The sequence below is a fragment of the Methylobacterium sp. Leaf456 genome, from assembly GCF_001425465.1.
Taxonomy (GTDB): domain Bacteria; phylum Pseudomonadota; class Alphaproteobacteria; order Rhizobiales; family Beijerinckiaceae; genus Methylobacterium.
This window is the reverse complement of sequence record NZ_LMQV01000044.1, coordinates 133,759-154,029: the sequence shown is the minus strand read 5'-3', so window position 1 is coordinate 154,029 and position 20,271 is coordinate 133,759. Positions and strand designations below refer to the sequence as shown.

Annotated in this window: 21 protein-coding genes; 14 read left to right on the top strand and 7 right to left on the bottom strand. The window is 69.8% G+C overall.

The features are described 5' to 3' along the window. Positions 1-76 precede the first annotated feature (76 nt). Both ASG52_RS24625 and ASG52_RS24620 read left to right on the top strand, forming a co-directional pair. Complete coding sequence (locus ASG52_RS24625) at positions 77-466, top strand: DUF485 domain-containing protein (protein WP_082552723.1); 390 nt, start codon at positions 77-79, stop codon at positions 464-466. Further along, entirely contained in the window at positions 463-2,151 is a 1,689-nt protein-coding gene (locus tag ASG52_RS24620; protein ID WP_056249265.1) for a cation acetate symporter, read from the top strand. Before ASG52_RS24625 ends, ASG52_RS24620 begins: the two co-directional genes overlap by 4 nt. Before the next feature lie 81 nt (positions 2,152-2,232). Here the strand turns inward: ASG52_RS24620 and ASG52_RS24615 are convergent, their stop codons facing one another. Beyond that, positions 2,233-2,715 carry a hypothetical protein gene (locus tag ASG52_RS24615; RefSeq protein WP_056249262.1) on the bottom strand — a complete coding sequence of 161 codons (483 nt, stop codon included), beginning with the start codon at positions 2,713-2,715 and terminating at the stop codon, positions 2,233-2,235. A 366-nt stretch (positions 2,716-3,081) separates the two neighbouring features. Then, a complete protein-coding gene (locus tag ASG52_RS24610; RefSeq protein ID WP_056249261.1) occupies positions 3,082-4,044 on the bottom strand; it encodes a polyprenyl synthetase family protein in 963 nt (320 codons plus the stop codon). A gap of 36 nt (positions 4,045-4,080) precedes the next feature. Between ASG52_RS24610 and mtgA the strand changes: the two genes are divergently transcribed. Then, complete coding sequence (gene mtgA / locus ASG52_RS24605) at positions 4,081-4,827, top strand: monofunctional biosynthetic peptidoglycan transglycosylase (RefSeq protein WP_056249257.1); 747 nt, start codon at positions 4,081-4,083, stop codon at positions 4,825-4,827. A gap of 308 nt (positions 4,828-5,135) precedes the next feature. Next, positions 5,136-7,163: a threonine--tRNA ligase gene (gene thrS / locus ASG52_RS24600; protein WP_056249254.1), complete on the top strand. Its 2,028-nt coding sequence runs from the start codon at positions 5,136-5,138 to the stop codon at positions 7,161-7,163. Positions 7,164-7,298: 135 nt separating this feature from the next. On the opposite strand, the gene yidD is transcribed toward thrS, so the two are convergent. Together yidD and ASG52_RS24590 are read right to left on the bottom strand one after the other, a co-directional pair. After that, complete coding sequence (yidD, locus tag ASG52_RS24595) at positions 7,299-7,643, bottom strand: membrane protein insertion efficiency factor YidD (RefSeq protein ID WP_056249252.1); 345 nt, start codon at positions 7,641-7,643, stop codon at positions 7,299-7,301. Beyond that, positions 7,640-8,098, bottom strand: coding sequence for an iron-sulfur cluster assembly scaffold protein (locus ASG52_RS24590; protein WP_056249249.1), 459 nt, complete (start codon positions 8,096-8,098; stop codon positions 7,640-7,642). The genes yidD and ASG52_RS24590 overlap by 4 nt, the downstream gene beginning before the upstream one ends. A gap of 283 nt (positions 8,099-8,381) precedes the next feature. Between ASG52_RS24590 and folE the strand changes: the two genes are divergently transcribed. From folE to ASG52_RS24575, 3 genes are read left to right on the top strand one after another with little or no spacing between them, the layout of a single operon-like run. Next, positions 8,382-9,155 (top strand): GTP cyclohydrolase I FolE, encoded by a 774-nt coding sequence (folE, locus tag ASG52_RS24585; protein ID WP_502691111.1) that lies wholly within the window; start codon positions 8,382-8,384, stop codon positions 9,153-9,155. Positions 9,156-9,165: 10 nt separating this feature from the next. After that, a complete protein-coding gene (gene hisI, locus ASG52_RS24580) occupies positions 9,166-9,582 on the top strand; it encodes a phosphoribosyl-AMP cyclohydrolase (protein ID WP_056249245.1) in 417 nt (138 codons plus the stop codon). Next, positions 9,579-10,640 carry a patatin-like phospholipase family protein gene (locus ASG52_RS24575; protein WP_056249242.1) on the top strand — a complete coding sequence of 354 codons (1,062 nt, stop codon included), beginning with the start codon at positions 9,579-9,581 and terminating at the stop codon, positions 10,638-10,640. The genes hisI and ASG52_RS24575 overlap by 4 nt, the downstream gene beginning before the upstream one ends. A 194-nt stretch (positions 10,641-10,834) precedes the next feature. Here the strand turns inward: ASG52_RS24575 and ASG52_RS24570 are convergent, their stop codons facing one another. The 3 genes from ASG52_RS24570 to ASG52_RS24560 all read right to left on the bottom strand — a co-directional run bounded on the left by ASG52_RS24570 (position 10,835) and on the right by ASG52_RS24560 (position 13,315). Beyond that, entirely contained in the window at positions 10,835-11,266 is a 432-nt protein-coding gene (locus ASG52_RS24570) for a CBS domain-containing protein (RefSeq protein ID WP_056249240.1), read from the bottom strand. A gap of 225 nt (positions 11,267-11,491) precedes the next feature. Next, positions 11,492-12,346: a transporter gene (locus tag ASG52_RS24565; RefSeq protein ID WP_056249237.1), complete on the bottom strand. Its 855-nt coding sequence runs from the start codon at positions 12,344-12,346 to the stop codon at positions 11,492-11,494. Between the two features lie 153 nt (positions 12,347-12,499). After that, on the bottom strand, positions 12,500-13,315 hold the full coding sequence (locus ASG52_RS24560; protein ID WP_056249234.1) for a rhomboid family intramembrane serine protease: 816 nt from the start codon (positions 13,313-13,315) through the stop codon (positions 12,500-12,502). Between the two features lie 391 nt (positions 13,316-13,706). On the opposite strand from ASG52_RS24560, the gene ASG52_RS24555 reads away from it, so the two are divergent. From ASG52_RS24555 to ASG52_RS24525, 7 genes are all read left to right on the top strand, one after another. Continuing rightward, positions 13,707-14,324: a PAS domain-containing protein gene (locus ASG52_RS24555; RefSeq protein ID WP_056249922.1), complete on the top strand. Its 618-nt coding sequence runs from the start codon at positions 13,707-13,709 to the stop codon at positions 14,322-14,324. A gap of 150 nt (positions 14,325-14,474) precedes the next feature. Beyond that, on the top strand, positions 14,475-15,086 hold the full coding sequence (locus tag ASG52_RS24550) for a PilZ domain-containing protein (protein ID WP_056249231.1): 612 nt from the start codon (positions 14,475-14,477) through the stop codon (positions 15,084-15,086). 531 nt (positions 15,087-15,617) lie between these two features. Further along, positions 15,618-16,280 carry a transglutaminase-like cysteine peptidase gene (locus ASG52_RS24545; protein ID WP_056249229.1) on the top strand — a complete coding sequence of 221 codons (663 nt, stop codon included), beginning with the start codon at positions 15,618-15,620 and terminating at the stop codon, positions 16,278-16,280. Positions 16,281-16,511: 231 nt separating this feature from the next. Next, on the top strand, positions 16,512-17,201 hold the full coding sequence (locus tag ASG52_RS24540) for a transglutaminase-like cysteine peptidase (RefSeq protein WP_056249227.1): 690 nt from the start codon (positions 16,512-16,514) through the stop codon (positions 17,199-17,201). A gap of 173 nt (positions 17,202-17,374) precedes the next feature. After that, complete coding sequence (locus ASG52_RS24535; protein WP_056249224.1) at positions 17,375-17,968, top strand: hypothetical protein; 594 nt, start codon at positions 17,375-17,377, stop codon at positions 17,966-17,968. A 113-nt stretch (positions 17,969-18,081) separates the two neighbouring features. Continuing rightward, on the top strand, positions 18,082-19,161 hold the full coding sequence (locus tag ASG52_RS24530) for an ATP-binding protein (protein ID WP_056249221.1): 1,080 nt from the start codon (positions 18,082-18,084) through the stop codon (positions 19,159-19,161). Positions 19,162-19,269: 108 nt separating this feature from the next. Further along, positions 19,270-20,241, top strand: a complete 972-nt coding sequence (locus tag ASG52_RS24525) for a TIM44-like domain-containing protein (RefSeq protein ID WP_056249218.1) — start codon at positions 19,270-19,272, stop codon at positions 20,239-20,241. Positions 20,242-20,271: the final 30 nt, after the last annotated feature.

The window sequence follows — 20,271 nt, the reverse complement described above, 5'->3', positions numbered from 1 at the left end:
GGAACGCACGTCCCACGACCAAAAAGCAACCCGCCACCAACCGCTCGACGGCTCGGATAGGCACGGGAGGAGATTCATGAGCGCCACGCAATCGGCGGGTCCGCCCGCGAGCCCGCACGCCCAACCCCTGCCCGGGGTCGTCGGCACCCTCGACAACCCCGTGTCCGATCCCCGGCTCGACCGGGTGTCCCAGAACCCGATCTTCCAGACGCTGGTGCGCGAGCGCAACCAGTACGCCTGGGTGCTGACCGGCCTGATGCTGGTCGTCTATTTCGGCTTCATCGGCCTCATCGCCTTCGACAAGGCGCTGCTCGCGACCAAGCTCGGCGGAACCGCCTCGCTCGGCTTCTACATGGGTATGTTCGTCATCGTCTTCGCGTTCGTGCTGACCGGCATCTACGTCGCCCGCGCCAACACCCGCTTCGATCGCCTCTCGGCCGAGCTGACCCGGAGCCTCGCGAAATGACCCGCGCGCTTTCCCTTCTCGCCGCGGGTCTCGCCCTCGGCAGCACCCCGGTGCTCGCCGCCGGGCCGGACCTAGGCGCCGTGCAGCAATCGGCCACGAACTGGCCGGCCATCGGCATGTTCCTGTTCTTCGTGCTGTTCACGCTGGGCATCACCTACCGGGCGGCCAAGGGCTCGAAGTCGGCGGCCGACTTCTACGCCGCAGGCGGCGGCATCTCGGCCGGCACCAACTCGCTGGCGATCGCCGGCGACTACATGTCGGCGGCCTCCTTCCTCGGCATTTCCGGCCTTGTCTACTCGTCGGGCTTCGACGGGCTGATCTACTCCACCGGCTTCCTCGTCGGCTGGCCGATCGTGCTGTTCCTCATCGCCGAGCGCCTGCGCAATCTCGGCAAGTTCACCTTCGCCGACGTGGCGAGCTTCCGCCTCGACCAGACTTCGATCCGGATCATCTCGGCGACCGGTACGCTCGTCGTCGTGGCGTTCTACCTGATCGCCCAGATGGTCGGCGCGGGGAAGCTGATCCAGCTCCTGTTCGGCCTGCCCTACCTCTACGCGGTGGTGCTCGTCGGCGCGCTGATGATCATCTACGTCGCCTTCGGCGGCATGAAGGCCACGACCTGGGTGCAGGTGATCAAGGCCTGCCTGCTGCTCGGCGGCGCCAGCTTCATGGCCGGCGCGGTGCTCTACCATTACGCCTTCAGCCCGGAGAAGCTGTTCGCCACCGCGGTGCAGACGCACCCGAAGGGTGACGCCATCATGGCGCCCGGCGGCCTCGTCTCGAACCCGATCGACTCGCTCTCGCTGGGTGTCGGCCTGATGTTCGGCACCGCCGGCCTGCCCCATATCCTGATGCGCTTCTTCACGGTCTCGGACGCCCAGGCCGCTCGCAAGTCGGTGTTCTACGCCACCGGCCTGATCGGCTACTTCTACATCCTCACCTTCATCATCGGCTTCGGCGGCATCGCCATGCTGATGTCCGACCCGAGCTACTTCAAGCTCGGCGCCGACGGCACGACCTACGACAAGATCAAGGACATGCTCGGCGGCACCAACATGGTCGCCGTGAACCTCGCCAACGCCATCGGTGGCCCGTACTTCCTCGGTTTCATCTCGGCGGTGGCCTTCGCGACCATCCTCGCGGTGGTAGCGGGCCTGACGCTGGCCGGCGCCTCGGCGATCAGCCACGATCTCTACGCCCAGGTCTTCGCCCGCGGGCGCACGACCGAGAAGGCGGAGGTGAACCTGTCGAAGGCCTCCGCCGTCGGCATCGGCATCGTCGCCATCGTGCTCGGCTACATCTTCGAGAACCAGAACGTCGCCTTCATGGTCGGCCTCGCCTTCTCGGTGGCGGCGAGCTGCAACTTCCCGGTCCTCGCGATGTCGATCCTGTGGCGCGGCACCACGACCTGGGGCGCGCTCATTGGCGGCCTCGTCGGCCTCGTGGCGGCGGTGACCATGGTGGTGCTGTCGGACGCGGTGTGGGTGAAGACCTTCGGCCATCCGGCGGCGCTGTTCCCCTACGCCAACCCGGCCCTGTTCTCGATGCCGCTCGCCTTCGTGACGATCTGGGCGGTCTCGTCGATCGACCGGACCCGCCGGGCCAACCGCGAGCGTGCCGCCTTCGACGCGCAGTTCGTGCGCTCGGAGACCGGCATCGGCGCCGACGGCGCGCACGCGCACTGACGCGGCACGCACCCGAAACGAGGAAGGGCCCCGCCGCGAGGCGGGGCCCTTCTTTTATTGTCTCCCGGAGAAACGTGACGCTCAGCGCTCGTCCGGATCGGGGCCCACGGCGCTGGCGTTGAGCACGGTGCCGGCGGCGGGCGTCTCCCCTCCCCTCGCACTCCGCAGAATGCCGCGGATGTCGGCGCCCTCCGCGCCGAAGCGGGCCCAGGCGGCGCGGCAACGGCTCTGATCCGAATCGGCCCGGAAATAGCGCTCCTGCTCGTCCAGCAGGGTATCGTAGACGGCGGCGCGCACGCCCCGCTCCTCGCCGACATAGAGCCGGCAGATCCGGCCCCAGAACGCCTCGTCGATGTCCCACTCGCAGCCGCCCGCGGCCTTCATCAGGGCGAGCTTGCGCAGGCTCTGGCGCTCGGACTGCGGCATGGTGAGGAAACCGACCTGCGCCTTGAGCGCCCGGCCCCCGGCCGCGTAGCCGCTCTCGCTGGTCAGCGCCCAGCCGAGATAGAAGCTGCCGGCGCCGATCAGGCCGCCGGCGAGGAGGAGCGCTCTGAGAACGGTCATGGGCAGACCCCGGTTGGCAGGCCGATTCGACCAGCCAACCTTGGCGGGATCAAGGAAGAGGAACGCGGCGTCTTCGCCGGAGCAGGCCCGGCTGATCGCCACGAAAGCCGCCGCATTCGCCCTCTCCCCGCACACGGGGAGAGGCCTGTAGGGACCTCGTCGTCCCTACAGGAAGCGGAGGCGAAGCCGCAGCGGCAGTGAGGGGGCGATTCCGGAAAAGGCTCGTCCTGAAGCGCCCCCTCACCTTCGGCTGCCGCCTCGCCGCGACGACGACCAGGTCGTCGCGGCCCTCTCCCCGCACAGCGGGGCGAGGGGATGCGCAACCGCCGTGGCGATCAAACGGAAGCCGTATGACGAGCGTCGGTTCTATGCCTTGCGCGCCACGGTGAAGCGCGCGGCGTCCTTCAGCACCCGCGCCCGCTCGCCCCACGGCGCTACGGCCTCCTCGCAGACGGCGACCAGCCGGTCGCATTCGGCCCGCGCGCCGTCGAGGCCGAGGCGGTCGACCAGCGTCGCCTTGCCGGCGTCCTTGTCCTTGCCGGTGGCCTTGCCCATCGCTTCGGGCGAGGCCTCGCGGTCCAGGATGTCGTCGGCGACCTGGAAGGCTTGGCCGAGCGCCTTGCCGTAGCGCAGCAGCGCGGCGCGCTCGTCCGGGTTGGCGCCGCCGACAAGCGCGCCGGCCTCGACCGAGAAGGCCAGGATCGCGCCGGTCTTCATCGCCTGCATCCGCAGGGTGTCGTCGATGTCGAGATCGACCGGGCCGAAGCGGCCTTCCGCGGACAGATCGAGGAGTTGGCCGCCGACCATGCCGCCGAGGCCGGAGCTGCGGGCGAGCCCGAGCACGAGTTCGGCGCGGATGCCGGCGTCCGGCTGCCAGCGCGGATCGGCGGTGACCTCGAAGGCCAGGGTCTGGAGCGCGTCGCCCACGAGGATGGCGGTGGCCTCGTCATAGGCCTTGTGGACGGTCGGCTTGCCGCGGCGCAGGTCGTCGTCGTCCATCGCCGGCAGATCGTCGTGGACGAGGCTGTAGCAGTGGACGAGTTCGACGCCCGCGCCAGCCGCCAAAGCCGCATCCTCGCCGCCGCCGAGCATCCGGGCGGTCTCGATGGCGAGGAACGGGCGCAGCCGCTTGCCGCCGCCGAGCACGGCGTGGCGCATCGCCTCCATCAGGCGCGGCGGGCGGGCGATCTCACCCGCGTTCAGGTTCGGCCCGAGCCGCTCGACCAGAAAACGCTCGACGGTGTCGGCCACCTCGGCGAGCCTGTGGGTAAATTCGTAGCCCGACGCGTCCGCCTTGACCGAGGGGGTGGGAGACTGCGTTGAGGTCATCGGGATGGGCCTGGATCGGGGAGGGGCGGAGCCGCCGTGCGCCGGAGCGATGACAGCGACGCGGAGCCGCGCGGACGCGACCTGAGGGTGGTGACGGAGCCGAGGCGGCGCGGCGGGGGTCTGCGGCGCATCGCGACGCTGATCACGCTCGCTCCCCTCCTCGTCGTCGTCTTCACGCTCACGCTGGCGCTCGTCTATAGCGTGGCGACCCCGCCCTCAACCCTGATGCTCGGGCGCTGGCTCTCGGGCGAGACGGCGCAGCGGGACAGCGTGCCGCTGGACGCGATCGCTCCGGCCCTGATCCAGGCAGTGGTGGCCTCCGAGGATCAGCGCTTCTGCCTGCATAACGGCGTCGATTGGGGGGCGTTGCGCGACGTCGTGGACGACGAGGAAGGGCCGAGCCGCGGCGCCTCCACGATCACGATGCAGACGGTCAAGAACGTGTTCCTGTGGCCCGGCCGCTCCTACATCCGCAAGGCGCTCGAAATCCCGCTCGCCGTGCTGGCCGACGCGGTCTGGGGCAAACGGCGGACGATGGAGATCTATCTAAACGTCGCCGAATGGGGCGACGGGGTGTTCGGCGCGGAGGCCGCCGCCCGCCACTGGTTCCGCAAGAGCGCCCGCGACCTGACCCGCACCGAGGCGAGCCTGCTCGCCGCCATCCTGCCGAACCCGATCCTGCGCAGCGCGGGCAAGCCGACGCCGGGCGTGCGCCGGATCGCCGCCCGCATCCAGGGGCGGATGGGACAGGTCGACGGGCTGATGGGCTGCCTGAAGCGCTGAGGCGCGCGGCATCGGGCAGTCCTGACAAAAAGGGCCGTCATTCCGGGGCGCCGCAGGCGAACCCGGAATCCACGACTGGCCGCGACGGTTCGACTTCAAGCCCGGCTCCGCGCATCACGGGTGGATTCCGGGTTCCGCTTCGCGGCCCCGGAATGACGCGCGACTTGGGTCAAGGCAGCGACCATCGTCATTGGTCCGAGGTCGAAGCCCTGCTGTCTGTCTTGATCGGCGTTGACTTCTCCCGCCCGCGTCCCCCAAACCCGCCGACGCCCTCCCGAGGGCGAGACATCCCAAAAAACGGTCCGATCATGCCCATCCTGACCTTCCCCGACGGCAACACCCGCGCCTACGACGCCGCGGTGACCGGCCGGACCGTGGTCGAGGGCATCGCCAAGTCGCTGGCCAAGCGCACCGTCGCCATGACGCTCGACGGCGTCGTGCAGGACCTCGACGACACCATCGCGCAGGATGCCGCGATCGAGTTCATCTCCCGCGACGATCCCCGCGCGCTCGAACTGATCCGCCACGATTGCGCGCACGTGCTGGCGGAAGCCGTGCAGGCGCTGTGGCCCGGCACGCAGGTGACGATCGGCCCGGTGATCGAGAACGGCTTCTACTACGACTTCGCCAAGGCCGAGCCGTTCACGCCCGAGGACTTCCCGAAGATCGAGGCGAAGATGCGCGAGATCATTGCGCGCGACGCCCCGTTTACCAAGGAGGTCTGGAAGCGCGACGACGTCAAGAACCTCTTCGCCGAGAGGGGCGAGAGCTACAAGGTCGAGCTGGTCGATGCGATCCCGCCGGGCGAGGACCTGAAGATCTACCGCCAGGGCGAGTGGTTCGACCTGTGCCGCGGCCCGCACATGACCTCGACCGGCAAGATCGGCACCGCCTTCAAGCTGATGAAGGTCGCGGGCGCCTATTGGCGGGGTGATTCCGCCAACCCGATGCTGACGCGTATCTACGGCACCGCCTGGGCCTCCCAAGCCGATCTCGACGCCTACCTGCATCGCCTCGAAGAGGCCGAGCGCCGCGACCATCGCCGGCTCGGCAAGGAAATGGACCTGTTCCATTTCCAGGAGGAAGGCCCCGGCGTCGTGTTCTGGCACGCCAAGGGCTGGACGGTGTTCCAGGAGCTGATCGCCTACATGCGCCGGCGGCTGCGCGGCGACTATCAGGAGGTCAACGCTCCGCAGATCCTCGACAAGGCCCTGTGGGAGACCTCGGGCCACTGGGGCTGGTACCGCGAGAACATGTTCGCGGCCCAATCCGCGGGCGACGAGGCCGAGGACAAGCGCTGGTTCGCGTTGAAGCCGATGAACTGCCCCGGCCACGTGCAGATCTTCAAGCACGGCCTGAAATCCTACCGCGACCTGCCGCTGCGCATGGCCGAGTTCGGCGTGGTCCACCGCTACGAGCCGTCCGGCGCCATGCACGGGCTGATGCGGGTGCGCGGCTTCACCCAGGACGACGCGCACATCTTCTGCACCGAGGACCAGCTCGCCGCCGAGTGCCTGAAGATCAACGAGCTGATCCTCTCGACCTACGCGGATTTCGGCTTCGACCAGATTCTGGTGAAGCTCTCGACGCGGCCCGAGAAGCGCGTCGGCTCCGACGACCTGTGGGACCACGCCGAGGCCGTGATGACGCGGGTGCTGGCCCAGATCGAGGAGCAGTCGGGCGGGCGCATCCGGACCGCGGTCAACCCCGGCGAAGGCGCCTTCTACGGCCCGAAATTCGAGTACGTGCTGCGCGACGCCATCGGCCGCGACTGGCAGTGCGGCACCACGCAGGTGGACTTTAACCTGCCGGAGCGGTTCGGCGCGACCTATATCGACGCCGACAGCCAGAAGAAGCCGCCGGTGATGGTCCACCGCGCCATCTGCGGCTCGATGGAGCGCTTCACCGGCATCCTGATCGAGCATTTCGCCGGCCACTTCCCGCTCTGGATCGCCCCGGTGCAGGTCGTGGTGGCGACGATCACCAGCGAGGCCGACACCTACGCCCGCGAGGTCGTGCGGGCGCTGGAGCGCGCGGGACTGCGCGTGGACGCCGACCTGAGGAACGAGAAAATCAACTACAAGGTCCGCGAGCACTCGCTGGCCAAGGTGCCGGTGCTGCTGGCGCTCGGAAAGCGCGAAGCGGAGGAGCGCACGGTCTCGGTGCGTCGTCTCGGCAGCCAGAAGACCACGACGCTGACCCTCGACGCGGCGCTCGCGGCCTTCGTCGAGGAAGCCACCTCCCCGGACCGCCGCCGCGCCGAGGCCGTCGCCGAGAGCCGCCCGAGCACCGACGCGGTGCTCGACGGGCAGCATGTGGAGCAGCCGGCGCCATAAGCGCCGGCTTCATCGGCCCCACATCCTACCCATCCCCCTCATCCTGAGGTGCTGCGCGGCAGCCCCGAAGGAGGGCTCCCGAAGTCGCGCGATCCCTGGAGCCCTCCTTCGAGGGCGACGCTGCGCGCCGCCACCTCAGGATGAGGGGGTTGGATGGGAGGAACCGTTGTTCTCGACCGCCTCGCAAGTCATCGGCGGCGGGGCCTCGACGCTGCGCCAGCGGCCGTAGGCCCAAGGGCGGTGCCACGCCGCGCCCGCGGGGATGCGCTCCGGTACGAGATCGATGCCGTGGGTGCCGAACGGGCCGCAACGGCAAATCCGCGAAAATCCCATCCAACCGCCGGCCCAAAACCCGTGCCGCTGGATCGCCGCATCGGTGTACTCGGAGCAGGACGGCCAGTGTCGGCACTGGCGCCCCACCAGCCCCGACAGGGTGAGCTGGTAGCCGCGGATCGCAATATGCGCGGCGCGCCGGATCACGCCGCCTCGGGGGCGCCGGAACCCTTAGCTGCGGCGATCCGGTCGAGGGCGTCCACAACCGCGTCGAAGGTGAGCAGCGTCGAGGCGTGGCGGGCGCGGAAGTCGCGCACCGGCTCTAGTACGGCGAGATCGGCCCACTTGCCGTCCGGCACCGGACCGTTCTCCTTGAGCATCGACCGCATCCGCTGGCGAACCTCCCGCAACTCGTCGGCGGTGGAGCCGACCACGTGGCGGGCCATCAGCGAGGACGAGGCCTGGCCGAGCGCGCAGGCCTTCACGTCATGGGCAAAATCCGTGACCGTGCCGGCCGAATCGGTGACGAGATCGACGGTGACGGTCGAGCCGCACAGTTTCGAGTGCGCGCTGGCGGAGGCGTCGGGCGCGTCGAGGCGGCCGAGCCGGGGGATGTCGGCGGCCAGTTCGAGGATGCGGCGGTTGTAAATGTCGTCGATCATGGCGGAGTTTCTCGTCCACGGCGCCGAATGGGAAGACGACTCAAGGAAACGTTGAGCCGGATGCGCGTGCCGTGCATTGCGCGGCGGCGCGAATGCGTCGATATAGGCGCGACGAAGCCGTTTCGCGAGAATGGCCCTGTCGACCCCCGGTCACGCCCTGACCCCGGATTCGGATCGTTCGAGGGCGTCGGCACTGAGTTGAGAGCGCCGGGACGGATCGACGATGTACGCCAAGCCCGACAGCACGACCATGAAGGCCCGTGTCGCGAAGGCCGGAGATGCCATGGATGCCGCCCTCAAATCCCTTTCGTACGGCATGAGCGACGACGAGCGACGCACGAGCGCCGTCGGCCTCGACGGGATGCGCGGCGCCAACGATGCCGGCAGGCCGGAAGGCTCGGCCAACATCGCGCCCCATGCCGCCCCCAATGTCGCTCCCTTGCCTGGGTCGGCCCAGCGTGTGCCGAACGAGGTCGCCCTCGGTCGTCCGAGCCGTCAGGAGGCCGAGGCCGCGGTGCGCACGCTGCTGCGCTGGGCCGGCGACGACCCGACCCGCGAGGGGCTGATCGACACCCCCGCCCGCGTGGTGAAGGCCTACGAGCAGATCTTCGGGGGCTACAAAGCCGATGCGGACGCGCTGCTGGAGCGCGTGTTCGAGGAGGTCGAGGGCTATTCGGACGTCGTGCTGGTGCGCGACATCCCGTTCTATTCCCATTGCGAGCACCACATGGTGCCGTTCATGGGGCTGGCCCACATCGCCTATTACCCGATCAAGGGCGTGGTCGGCCTGTCCAAGCTCGCTCGCGTGGTCGATGCCTTCGCCCGCCGCCTGCAGACGCAGGAGACGATGACGGCCCAGATCGCCGACACGATCGAGAGCATCCTCCAGCCCCGCGGTTGCGCCGTGATGATCGAGGCCGAGCATCTCTGCATGGCGATGCGCGGCGTGCAGAAGGCCGGCGTCTCGACCATCACCACCCAGTTCCGCGGCGTCTACAAGGACGATCCGAGCGAGCAGGTCCGCTTCCTGACGCTCGTGCGCGGCGGCAAGGCCTGAACCGGCGATCATGACCGAGCCGTTCGAGAGGCCCGGCGCCCGCGCCGAGGTCGAGGAAGGCGCCCGCCTCACCCCGCGCTTCGGCGCCGACGGGCTCGTCTCCTGCATCGCCGTCGATGCCCATGACGGGCAGGTGCTGATGCTCGCCCACATGAACGCCGAGGCGCTCGCCCGAACCATCGAGACCGGCGAGGCGTGGTACTGGTCGCGCTCCCGCAACGAGCTCTGGCACAAGGGCGCGACCTCGGGGCAGATCCAGCGCATCGTCGAGATGCGGGTCGATTGCGATCAGGACGCGCTGCTGATCCGCGTCGAAGTCGGCGGCGACGGCGGTTGCTGCCATACCGGGCGCCGCTCCTGCTTCTACCGCACCGTCTCGCGCGACCCTGAGACGGGCGCCGCCATCCTCATCCCTTCCGGGCGATGAGGCTGGAGGCGCACGCTCCCGCGCCACGCCTGTTTCCGGAAGGGGCGGTGGAGCCGGTAGCGCCCCGCGCCCGCGCCCCGCGGATCGGCCTCGCGCTCGGCGGCGGATCGGCCCGCGGCTGGTCGCATATCGGCGTGATCGAGGCGCTCGAAGAGGCCGGCATCTATCCCGATGTGGTTGCGGGCTGCTCCATCGGCGCCGTCGTCGGCGGGGCCTACGCCGCCGGGCGGCTCGGGGCGCTGCGGGATTTCGCGCTCTCGCTCACCCGGCGCCGGGTGATGGGAATGATCGATCCGCGCCTGACTGGCTCCGGCCTGATCGCGGGTGAGCGCCTGCGCCGCCGCCTCGCGCGGGAACTGACCGGCTTTCACATCGAGACGCTGCCGCTGACCTTCGCGACCGTCGCCACCGAGTTCGGCACGGGGCACGAGGTCTGGCTGACGCGGGGTTCGCTCGTCGAGGCGGTGCGCGCCTCCTACGCCATCCCCGGCGTGTTTCCGCCGGTCGCCCTGGAAGGGCGCCTGCTGATGGACGGGACGCTGGTGAACCCGGTGCCGGTGCGGCTCGCCCGCGAACTCGGGGCCGACCTCGTGATCTGCGTGAACCTCGCCTGCGAGAGCCGGCCCCGCGCCCGCGTCATCCGCCCCGGCCTCGATCCCGAAGAGCCGTTGGAAGACGCGACCGAGCCCGACGAGGCGGAGATCGAGCGGACGCTGGAGGCCACCGTGCGCCGCCGGGGCCGCTGGGCGCTGCTCACCGGTGCGAGCCGGCGCCTGATGGGCCGCCGCGCCCGCCCCAAACCTCCGCAGGAAACCGGCCGCACTGCGCCCGGCGTCGCCCGCGTGATGCTGGACGCCTTCAACATCACCCAGGACCGGATTTCGCGCGCGCGGCTGGCGGGCGAGCCGCCGGACGTGTCGATCCGCCCGCGGCTCGGCGAATTCGGCCAGTTCGAGTTCCACCGCGCCGCATACGCGATCGACCTCGGCCGTCAGGCCGGCCGCGCGGCGCTGCCGGAGATCCGGCAGATGATCGAGAGTGCGGCGGCGCGGTGCTGAGGCTCCACATTCGGCGCCTGCGCCGAACGTCTCGAACAAACGTCGCCGTCATTCCGGGGCTCGCCGAAGGCGAGAACCCGGAATCCATGACTGGCCTCAAGGCAGCAAACGGCCGCACATCACGGGTGGATTCCGGGTTCCGCTGCGCGGCCCCGGAATGACGGTGGAGTTTTACCGAGCGGCTTTCGCTGCCGTCAGGCCATGGTGATGTAGTCGCGCATCGCCTGGTGCTCCGCCTCGACGGCGGCAATGCGGCGCTTGACGACGTCGCCGATCGAAACGATGCCGATCAGGCGGCCCTCCTCGACCACCGGCAGGTGGCGGAAGCGGCCTTCCGTCATCATCTCCATCACGTCCTCGATCGAGGTGCGGCGGGTACAGGTGACGACCTTGGCGGTCATGTAGCGCGAGATCGGCTGGTCGAAGGCGGAGGCGCCGTCGCAGGCAAGCGCGCGCATCACGTCGCGCTCCGACAGGATGCCGATCACCCGGCCGCCGGAATCGCCCACGATGAGGGCGCCGATGCGCTTCTCCGCGAGCGTGTGGATGGCCTCGTCGATCGTGCGGTGAGGCGGCACCGTGACGACGGTCGCGCCCTTCTCCGTGAGAATGCGTGCAACGCTCATTGTAGTCCCCTCCCTGGTGGATCGCGCCGTCAGCCCCGCGGCGCGAGAGCGATCCGGGGCAGGTTGGGCCCTGCCTCCGATGCGGCGATTGTGTGGCACCCCCGCCGCACTGTCCAGCATTGGGTGCAAAATAAACTGTCGGTGCGGCGGGCGTACGGAACGAAATTTCCACAATCGATCGGAAGGGAGACCCTGCCGGACCGCCTCCGGTTCCCGCGCGCCGGCTCACTGCGACTGGCGGCGCGTCACCGTGGTGCGGTCGGGGGCGGCCTCGCTCTTGTCCTGGTAGAGCGGCACGATCGCCCGCAGCCAGCCGCGGGTCTCGTGGCCGCCGTAATTGCGCTCGACCACGTCGCGGGTGACGTAGGCCTGGAGGTTCACCGGCCCGAAATTGTAGCCGACGAGGCCGCCTACCGCGATCTGCCCCTGCGACCGGTAGCTCGCCACGCCCGTCGGCAGGTCGGTGGAGCCGAAGGCGACGGGGCCGACCTGCCACTTGCCGAACTTCTTCGTCAGGGTCAGGTCGAGGTTGATGTAGTCCGGGTAGAGCGTGCCCGTCGGCGAGCGGGTGTCGAGGAAGACGCCGTAGAGCATGTTGGCGGTGATGTTCCAGTCGTTGCCGGTGTAGCTGATGGCGAAGCGGTGGCTCAGCGAGGCGGACTGGGTCAGGAACTGCGTCTCGATCGGCAGGTAGCCGCCGAACAGGTAGCTGACGCCGATGTCGTTGCCGAGGTTCCAGGCGAGTTGGCCGGCGAGCAGCGTCTGGCCGATGCCGCTGTTGTAGGGGGCGCCGCGCGTGCTGGAGGCCACCACCGGCTGGGTGACGAAGAACTGGACCCGCGCGTTGAACAGGTTCCACGGCGTCGCCCAGGCGAAGGTCGGCAGGTTGACGTTGCTCTCCGAACGCAACGGCGCGGTGTCGCGCACGCCGAAGCTCGAGGTGTTGACGAAGTAGAGGCCGACCGGGAGTTGGGCGCCGACCGGCAGACCGATGGTCTGGCCCGGCTGCGCGGCCGAGCCGGCCAATGCCGGGCCGGCGGCGACCGAGGACAGGAGGACGGCGAGGATACGACGTGTCACCGGGGATTACGCTCCGTCGGATGCGCAGCGACCGTCGCCGCGCTCACTGATCCTGACGGATGATCGGCCGGATTATTGCCGGCAAACGCGCCCGGAGGCTGCGTCGGCGGAGGGGTGTCGCTCAAAGGGCACGGTTTGGGGCACGGTTGCGCCTCAGCGGCGCGCGCGCGGCTCCATCAACGGCAGCAGGAAGAAGCCGGCGAGGAAGCCGCCGAGATGCGCGTCCCAGGCGATCGGCCCGTCCGAGCCGCCGAGCGGCAGGGCGAGCAGGCCGAACAGCAGGTTGGTGGCGATGAGCACGCCGAGGAACAGCATCGCCGTGCGGTTGCGCATCAGCTCGGGGATGGTCTGCAAGGGCGGTCGCGGCGGCAATTGCCAGGGTGCCGCCGCCATGAACGGGGGCGGCGGCTGGAACACGAAGCGGGCGGCGGCCGCCATCAGGGCCGAGATGCCGGCCGAGGCGCCAACCAGCGGCATCGCGCTGTCGGGATCGAGGGCAAGATGGAGCCCGGCGCCGGCCACGATGCCTGCGAGCGCGATCAGGCCGTAGCGCAGCGCCCCGTAGCGGCGGGCGACCGGCGCACCGAAGGCCGCGAGCCAGACCGAGTTGAAGATCAGGTGCGTCCACGAGCCGTGCAGCAGCGCGTAGCTGACGAAGGTCCACGGCATGGCGGAAGGGTCGGAGACGAGGTAGCGGGCGAACTCCCGGCGCGCGGCGGCGATCGTGGGCTCGCTCACCGCCTCGCCCGCAGCCCGGACGATCTCGGCGGCCCGCGACGGGTCGAGGGCGGCGGTCCAGCGCGCCGGGATGAAGGCGAGGTCGAGCAGCACCGACAGGTCGAGGGCGTCGGGCAGCACGCTGCGCACGACGTGGATGGCCGCCAGCACCGCGATCGAGGCGGTGACGATCCCCGGCAGGTTGAAGACGGGTACGCGGCCCTGTCGCGGCAGGTCGGGAGAGGCATCCATGCCGCACCATGTCGGCGCGCCGCGCTTGGCCGCAAGCCCCGAACCGGCCGAATCCGCGTGCGTCCACGCCGTAGCCATCAATGAAAAGCGCGGGAGGGCTTTCGAGAAAGCGCCTCCCGCGCGGCCACCGGCCCGAAGCGGGCGCCGGCCGAAGTGATGGCGTCGACATCGCTCTCGACGCCTCGATCGTCTCGCGGACTCCGATCCGCGGCAAGTGCGAGGTTCGGTCAACCTTCCGTTAAGGTTAAGGAAGAGTTACCCGCGCGGGACCGGGGTGGCGAGCATAGGGTGTGCTCCGGAAGACGTGAGCGGCGGGTCGAGACAGGCGTTTTGCCCCGCAATGAAGCGTTAAGGGTCCGTGACCAAGCGGGCCGTACCGATGCGGAACACCATGAAGCATCCCACCAGCCGCCAGCTCCACGCCTACTGGAACCGCCTGCGCGGCACCCGCTCCGCCCCGGAGCGGGGCGAGATCGAGCCCGGTGAGATCCGCAACCTGCTCGCCGACAGCTTCATCCTCGAGATTGATCCGGGCCGCGGCACCTGCGCGGTGCGGCTCGCGGGCACGAGGCTCTGCGCCCTGTTCGGGCGCGAATTGCGCGGCGGGCCCTTCGCCGGGCTGTGGCCGGCGGAGGCGGGCGGGACGCAAGCCGATCCGTGGAGGCTCGTCGAGGCCGTCACCGCCGACACGGTCGGGATGGTGGCTGGGCTGACCGGCACCACCGCCCGCGGCGAGAGCCTCGACCTCGAACTCGTGCTGCTGCCGCTGCGCCACCGCGGCAAGACCGAGGCGCGGATGCTCGGGGCGCTCAGCCCCCACACCATCCCGCCCTGGCTCGGCATCCGCCCGATCCTGCATGTCGAAACGGTCTCGCAGCGGGTGCTGGCCCCCGCCACCGACGCGGCGGCCCGCGACTTCGCCGAGGCGCTGCCGGAGCCCGCCAACGATTCCCGCCCGCTGCGCTTCGGTCATCTCCTCGTCCACGAGGGCGGGCGCGGCGGCGCCTGAGCCGACGCGCGTCACAACCGGAGGGGGATGTCCGGGGAACGGTGAGGGTGTCGGCGAAAGTCTCGGCGAAGGTCTCGGCAAGTGTTTCGTAACCGGCCCGGCGGTACTGATCGGAGCTGAGACGTTTGGTCTCTCGACGGCCGGACTGCCATGATCGAGCACGCCCCAGGCGGAACCCCCATCCGCATCGCAGACCAGCGCCGCCACCAGCGGGTGCGCGCCGAACTGCTCGGCCGCTACATGCTCGCCGACCGGCGCGAATATCCCTGTCAGACCGTGGACATGTCCCCCGGCGGCGTGCGCCTGACCTGCGCCGTGCTGGGATCCGTCGGCGAGCGCGTCGTGCTGTATCTGGAGCAGATCGGGCGGCTGGAGGGCGTGATCGTGCGCCATCCCCCCGGCGGCTTCGCGATGCAGCTCAACGCCACCCCGCGCAAGCGCGACAAGATCGCCTCGCAGCTGATGTGGCTGTCCAACCGCGACGGTCTCGGCCTGCCCGAGGGCCGCACACACGAGCGCCTCGTGCCGACCAATCCCGGCGTGCAGTTGCGCCTCGACGGCGGCCGGACGATTACCGCCCGCGTCATCGACATCTCGATGTCGGGCGTGGCGCTCGCCACCACGACCACCCCGCCGATCGGCACCGCCGTCATGGTCGGCTCCACGCCGGGCCGGGTGGTGCGCTACTTCGAGGGCGGCATCGGCGCCCAGTTCATGCTGCCGATCTCGCCCGACCGCTTCCACGAGGGCATCCGGCTGTAGGGCCTCCGGCGCCCTCACAGGCTCCACGACACCCACGCTTCGCCCTTCGCCCGACAGCCCGTCGCGCGAGGGGGTTTTTGTTTGGGCCGCATGCGGCTTCCAGCCGACCGCCTCGGTCCCCGCCCCACGCCGTCATTGGGAGGCGGAGCCGAAGCCATCCAGGGCGCGACCGTTCCGAAGAAGGCTCGGCCGAGCCGACGCATCGGTCCTGTGAGCGACATCTCCTGTGAGTGCGGAGCGCTGGATTGCGTCCGTTTCGCTTCGCAATGACGGAGTGCGGTGGAATCGCGGCGACATGCCGGAACACCATCGGATGCCGCGGAAAAGCACCGATCCGGCTCGGCAGCGACTTCGCAGGGTTATCCGCCTCCTAACGCGACCACGCGGATTTGTCGGATCACCCTGAACTCCCCTTCGCCCTGCCATGCGGAGCGTGGCCGTGGACGGCGAATCGATAAAATTGCGCGGATCGGCTTCAGCGCGGCGGAGGGGGTGCGGCGACATCCTGGCCTCGTTCGAAGGACAGCCGCCATGCGCAACGCCGACACGGGACTCCTCAAGGCCGGACTGAAGACGGCGCTGCTCGCCGCGCTCGTGCTCTGTGCCGGCCTGACCGGCACCACGCAGGCCCAGACGGTCGCGGCCCTTCCCACCGCGCTGCCGAGCGCGAGCGCCGGCCTCACCCCCGGTGCCGAGGCCCGGCCGATCCTGGCTTGGACCGATTTCTGCCGCAGCACCCCGGCCGAGTGCGCCTTCGACCGCAACGAGCCCACCCGCGTCAGTCTCACGCCCGCGATCTGGAACACCATCGTCGCGGTGAACCGCCGAGTGAACCGCCAGATCCGCCCCGTGACCGACCAGGAGCATTGGGGCCGCCCCGACCGCTGGGATCTGGCTGAGGACGGCTCGGGCGATTGCGAGGACTTCCAGTTGCTCAAGCGGCGCCTGCTGGCCGAGGCCGGCCTGCCCCGGCGCGCCATGCGGATGACGGTCGTCATCGACGAGAAGGGCGAGGGTCACGCCGTGCTCACGATCATCACCGACCGCGGCGACTACGTGCTCGACAACAAGACCAGCGCGATCACCGCGTGGCACGAGACCGGCTACGTCTTCATCAAGCGCGAGGGCCAGGACGCCCTGGCATGGGTCTCGCTGGGTGGCGCCAGCTCGCCGATCACCACCGCCAACCGGTGACGGGCGCGAAGCCGGCCTTGCCGCCGTGCGCCTGGATCCCCGGCCGGGATCGGCATCGCGAGAGCCGACAGGGAGGCGCCGGTGTGGCCCGTTTGCCAGCACGCTCACGAATGTCCCGCTCCGGCACGAGAGAGCGGCCGGACCGTGTCACCCATTCTTCACTTTCGTCTTGAGCCCGCCGCAGCCGCGTGCAAGCTTCACCGTGAAACGGGGGCGGCAGGACGGTCGGCCATGCGGTACGCGGTGCTCGGGGGCGTCGGCGACGGATCGGCGTTGTCCCGTGGGGTGCTGGGGCGGCGCCTACGCCGAGCGGCTCACCTGTCGATGGTCGGCGCGATCCTGCTGCTCGGCGGCGCCACCACCCAGGCCCAGACCGTCGCCTCGCTCCCCGAGACCGGCACCGCCGCCGAGCAGGGCGCGCCCGCCCGGCCGGTCGCCGCCTGGAACGACTTCTGCCTCCGCCATCCCTCCGAGTGCGCCGTCGATACCGCGGAGCCCGCAATCATCGCCCTGACGCCGGCCGTGTGGCAGGCGCTCTCCAGCGTGAACCGGCGGGTCAACGCCCGCATCAAACCGATCACCGACGCGGCCCATTGGGGCGTGGTCGATCGCTGGGATTTCCCCGACGACGGCTTCGGCGATTGCGAGGACATCCAGCTGCTCAAGCGCCGGATGCTGATCGAGCGGCGCCTGCCGCGCCGCGCGCTCCGCATGACCGTGGTGATCGACGAGATCGGCGAGGGCCACGCGGTGCTGATGGTCCGCACCGACCGGGGCGACCTGATCCTCGACAACAAGACCAACGCGGTGCTGCCGTGGCAGCGCACCGGCTATTCCTTCGTCAAACGCGAGGGCCAGGACGGCAAGGCCTGGGTCACCCTCAACAACGGCGCCTCGCCGGTGACCACCGCGAACCGCTGACATCGCACCGGCCGGTTCGGAAGCGGCTCTAACGAGTCCGGATGCGACTGCGTCTATTCGGGCACAGCGCCGACGATTCATCGAGCGGACCGGCTCCCGACCTTGTCCCCGTGAATGCCTAAGGCTAGCCCTGCGCGAGATCAACCCGCAGTTGATCTTCTGCGAGACTGCACATGCGCGCCGTGAACCGAACACTCCTCTTGACCGTGCTCGCGGTCAGCGTCGCGGCCTGCCAGACGACCTTGACGCCCCAGCCGAATCCGGGTGGCTCGACGGCACCCGCCGCTTCGGCCGATGACGGCGCCTTGCAGGCCCTACCTGACAACTATCGCCGTCAGGTTGCAGTTAGTCTCTTGAATCAATACCTCACCGATGCCGACGGCCCTGCCGTCATTGAGCGACCGATGCGGAACCGCATCACGGGGGTTCCGAGGTTCACCGTCAGGCTTCGGATCAAACCCGAAAAGGCGACCAAGACATACTTCTTCGATAGCAAGGATGGCTATTACTATCGCTGCATCGATTTCGAATATCGAGACGCCTTGTTTGGCGACAAAAAATACTTTTATTCTAAATGGTCAAGATCTGACAGCCATGTTCCATGCTCAACCTACCTGACCTTCGAGCCGTTTCCGGAACTCGACGAGATCGCGGACACGATCCGCAAGTGTCGGGAAAAGGGCGAGACGGAATGTGCCATTTCACTCAAGCTCCCGGCACCCGAGGCCGCGAAGCCGCCCACGAAGCCGGCCCGCGGGCTGCGCTGAGGCGCCTCGGAACCCGGCGCGCCGCCGCCGGGTGGTATCGGCGGGCGGGCAAAGCGGCTATCGATCAGGCTTCCAGGGCTCCCGCGGCCCGGCTTTCGGCAGCCACGTCCCGCATGACTGCGCTTCCCGAGGACGCATTTCCGGCGCTCCTGCCGCTGCCCTCCCTGCTGATCGAGGCGGGCGAGGCCGGCGCGTCGATCCGCGCGGCCAACCCGGCGCTGCTGGCGCTGACGGGTTTTCTTGAGGCCGACCTGATCGGCCAGCCGCTCGCTAAGCTCGAATGCCGCCACGCGGACCATGCCGGCTGGGCCGCCTTGCGCGACGCCCTCGGGCGCCACGAGGAAACGCGCGCCGAGCTTCTGTTCGCACGCAAGGACGGCGCCTCGTTCTGGGGCGCGTTGTTCGCCGTTCCGCTACCAGGCGAACCCCCGCGCTTCCTGTGTCAGATCGTCGACATCACCCGCTGCCGCGAGGCGGAAGGGGCGCTCGCCCTGTCGCGCCAGCGCGAGGCGCTGGGGCTCCTGACCAACAGCGTCGCCCACGAGTTCAACAACTACCTCCAGATCCTGATCGGCTACATCGACGGCCTCAAGCGCCGCCTCGGCGACCGGCCGGAGCCGTTCATCCAGCGCGCCGTCACCCGCTCGACCGAGGCGTCCGAGCGCGCCGCGGTGCTGACGCGGCAATTGCTGGCCCATTCCCGCCGCATCGCGCCGGACCTGCGCCCGGTCGATCTCGGACAAGCGGTGCAGACGGCCCTCGACCGGCTGCGTCCCGGCCTGCCGCCCCACATCGCCATCGACCTGTCGATCCCCGAGAACCTGCCGCCCGCCCTGTGCAACCCGAGCCAGGTCGAGCTGGCGCTCGGCCACATCATCACCAACGCCTGCGAGGCGATGGCGGGCGAGGGCACCGTCGCGATCCGGCTGTTCGCGATCGAGCCCGGCGACCGCACCCTCCAGCGCCCCGAGGCGGGGGCGGTGGGGCTGACCGTCACGGATACCGGCCACGGCCTGTCGCCGGAGATGCAGGCGCGGGCGCTCGCCCCCTTCGCCACCACCCGCGAGGCCGGGCGCGGGGCCGGGCTCGCCATCGTCCACGGCCTGATGAAGCGCCAGAACGGCACCATCTCCCTCGACAGCCGCCCCGGCGAGGGCGCCACCGTGCGCCTCGTCTTCCCGGCGGCGGGATGAAACGCGTCTCAGTCCGGTGAAAGCGGACTAAAAACGCACCTCGTCCGTCCCCATCTACGAGAGGGCATTCTCCGCCCGCTCTCAGAACGGTGACCCGAGGTTTACCCGATGGCTTCCTCCCCGCGCGTCAAGCGCGTCGTGACCCTCCTCGCGCTCGTGGCCTCGCTCGCCGTGGCGGCACCGACCGTCGACGCGCGGCCGGGCGGCGGCGGATCGAGCTTCGGCTCCCGCGGCTCCAAGACCTATTCGCCCCCCGCCGGCACGGCGACCTCGCCGGGCACGATGGGCGCGCCGATGCAGCGCTCGCAGACGAGCCCGAGCCCCGGCATGAACAATCCCGGCATGGCCGCCCCCAACCGCCCGCGCTTCGGCGGCGGCTTCATGGCGGGCCTGCTCGGTGCCGGCCTGATCGGCGCGCTGCTCGGCGCCGGCTTCTCCGGAGGCCTCGGCGGCATCGCCTCGTTCCTCGGCCTGATCCTGCAGGTCGGCCTGCTCGCGCTCGTCGTCATGTTCGCGGTGCGGTTCTTCCGCCGCCGCAAGGAGGGCGCGCAGCCCGCCATGGCCGGCAACGGCGCCTACGCCCGCTCCGGCCTCGACCCGCAGAACGCGTCGCCCCAGGGCGGCATGATGGGCGGCATGAACCCGATGGGCGGCGGCCTCGCGGGCGGCGCCCGTCCGCAGCCGATCCAGGTGCAGCCGGACGACTTCCAGGCGTTCGAGCGCAATCTCGTCGAGATCCAGGGCGCCTACGGCCGTGAGGACGTCGCCACGCTCCGCCGCCTCGTGACGCCGGAGATGGTCGGCTACTTCGAGGAGGAGCTGCGCGCCAACGCCGCCCGCGGCGTCGTCAACCGCATCTCCGACGTCAAGCTGCTGCAGGGCGACCTGTCGGAAGCGTGGCGCGAGGGCCCGGTGGAATACGCCACCGTCGCCATGCGCTTCTCGCTCCGCGACGAAGTGTTCGAACGCGCCACCAACCGCCACGTCGAGAACGGCGCTCAGGAGGCCAAGGAATTCTGGACCTTCCTGCGCGAGCCGCGGGGTCCGTGGATCCTCTCGGCGATCCAGCAGGGCCGCTGAGTCTTTCGGGATTGACCAAGGGGCGTCCGG

Coding starts and splice junctions, on each gene's coding strand:
- ASG52_RS24625 (WP_082552723.1), top strand. CDS start 77: ATGAGCGCCACGCAATCGGCGGGTCCGCCCGCGAGCCCGCACGCCCAA.
- ASG52_RS24620 (WP_056249265.1), top strand. CDS start 463: ATGACCCGCGCGCTTTCCCTTCTCGCCGCGGGTCTCGCCCTCGGCAGC.
- ASG52_RS24615 (WP_056249262.1), bottom strand. CDS start 2,715: ATGACCGTTCTCAGAGCGCTCCTCCTCGCCGGCGGCCTGATCGGCGCC.
- ASG52_RS24610 (WP_056249261.1), bottom strand. CDS start 4,044: ATGACCTCAACGCAGTCTCCCACCCCCTCGGTCAAGGCGGACGCGTCG.
- thrS (WP_056249254.1), top strand. CDS start 5,136: ATGCCCATCCTGACCTTCCCCGACGGCAACACCCGCGCCTACGACGCC.
- ASG52_RS24590 (WP_056249249.1), bottom strand. CDS start 8,098: ATGATCGACGACATTTACAACCGCCGCATCCTCGAACTGGCCGCCGAC.
- folE (WP_502691111.1), top strand. CDS start 8,382: ATGGATGCCGCCCTCAAATCCCTTTCGTACGGCATGAGCGACGACGAG.
- hisI (WP_056249245.1), top strand. CDS start 9,166: ATGACCGAGCCGTTCGAGAGGCCCGGCGCCCGCGCCGAGGTCGAGGAA.
- ASG52_RS24575 (WP_056249242.1), top strand. CDS start 9,579: ATGAGGCTGGAGGCGCACGCTCCCGCGCCACGCCTGTTTCCGGAAGGG.
- ASG52_RS24570 (WP_056249240.1), bottom strand. CDS start 11,266: ATGAGCGTTGCACGCATTCTCACGGAGAAGGGCGCGACCGTCGTCACG.
- ASG52_RS24560 (WP_056249234.1), bottom strand. CDS start 13,315: ATGGATGCCTCTCCCGACCTGCCGCGACAGGGCCGCGTACCCGTCTTC.
- ASG52_RS24555 (WP_056249922.1), top strand. CDS start 13,707: ATGAAGCATCCCACCAGCCGCCAGCTCCACGCCTACTGGAACCGCCTG.
- ASG52_RS24550 (WP_056249231.1), top strand. CDS start 14,475: ATGATCGAGCACGCCCCAGGCGGAACCCCCATCCGCATCGCAGACCAG.
- ASG52_RS24545 (WP_056249229.1), top strand. CDS start 15,618: ATGCGCAACGCCGACACGGGACTCCTCAAGGCCGGACTGAAGACGGCG.
- ASG52_RS24540 (WP_056249227.1), top strand. CDS start 16,512: ATGCGGTACGCGGTGCTCGGGGGCGTCGGCGACGGATCGGCGTTGTCC.
- ASG52_RS24535 (WP_056249224.1), top strand. CDS start 17,375: ATGCGCGCCGTGAACCGAACACTCCTCTTGACCGTGCTCGCGGTCAGC.
- ASG52_RS24530 (WP_056249221.1), top strand. CDS start 18,082: ATGACTGCGCTTCCCGAGGACGCATTTCCGGCGCTCCTGCCGCTGCCC.
- ASG52_RS24525 (WP_056249218.1), top strand. CDS start 19,270: ATGGCTTCCTCCCCGCGCGTCAAGCGCGTCGTGACCCTCCTCGCGCTC.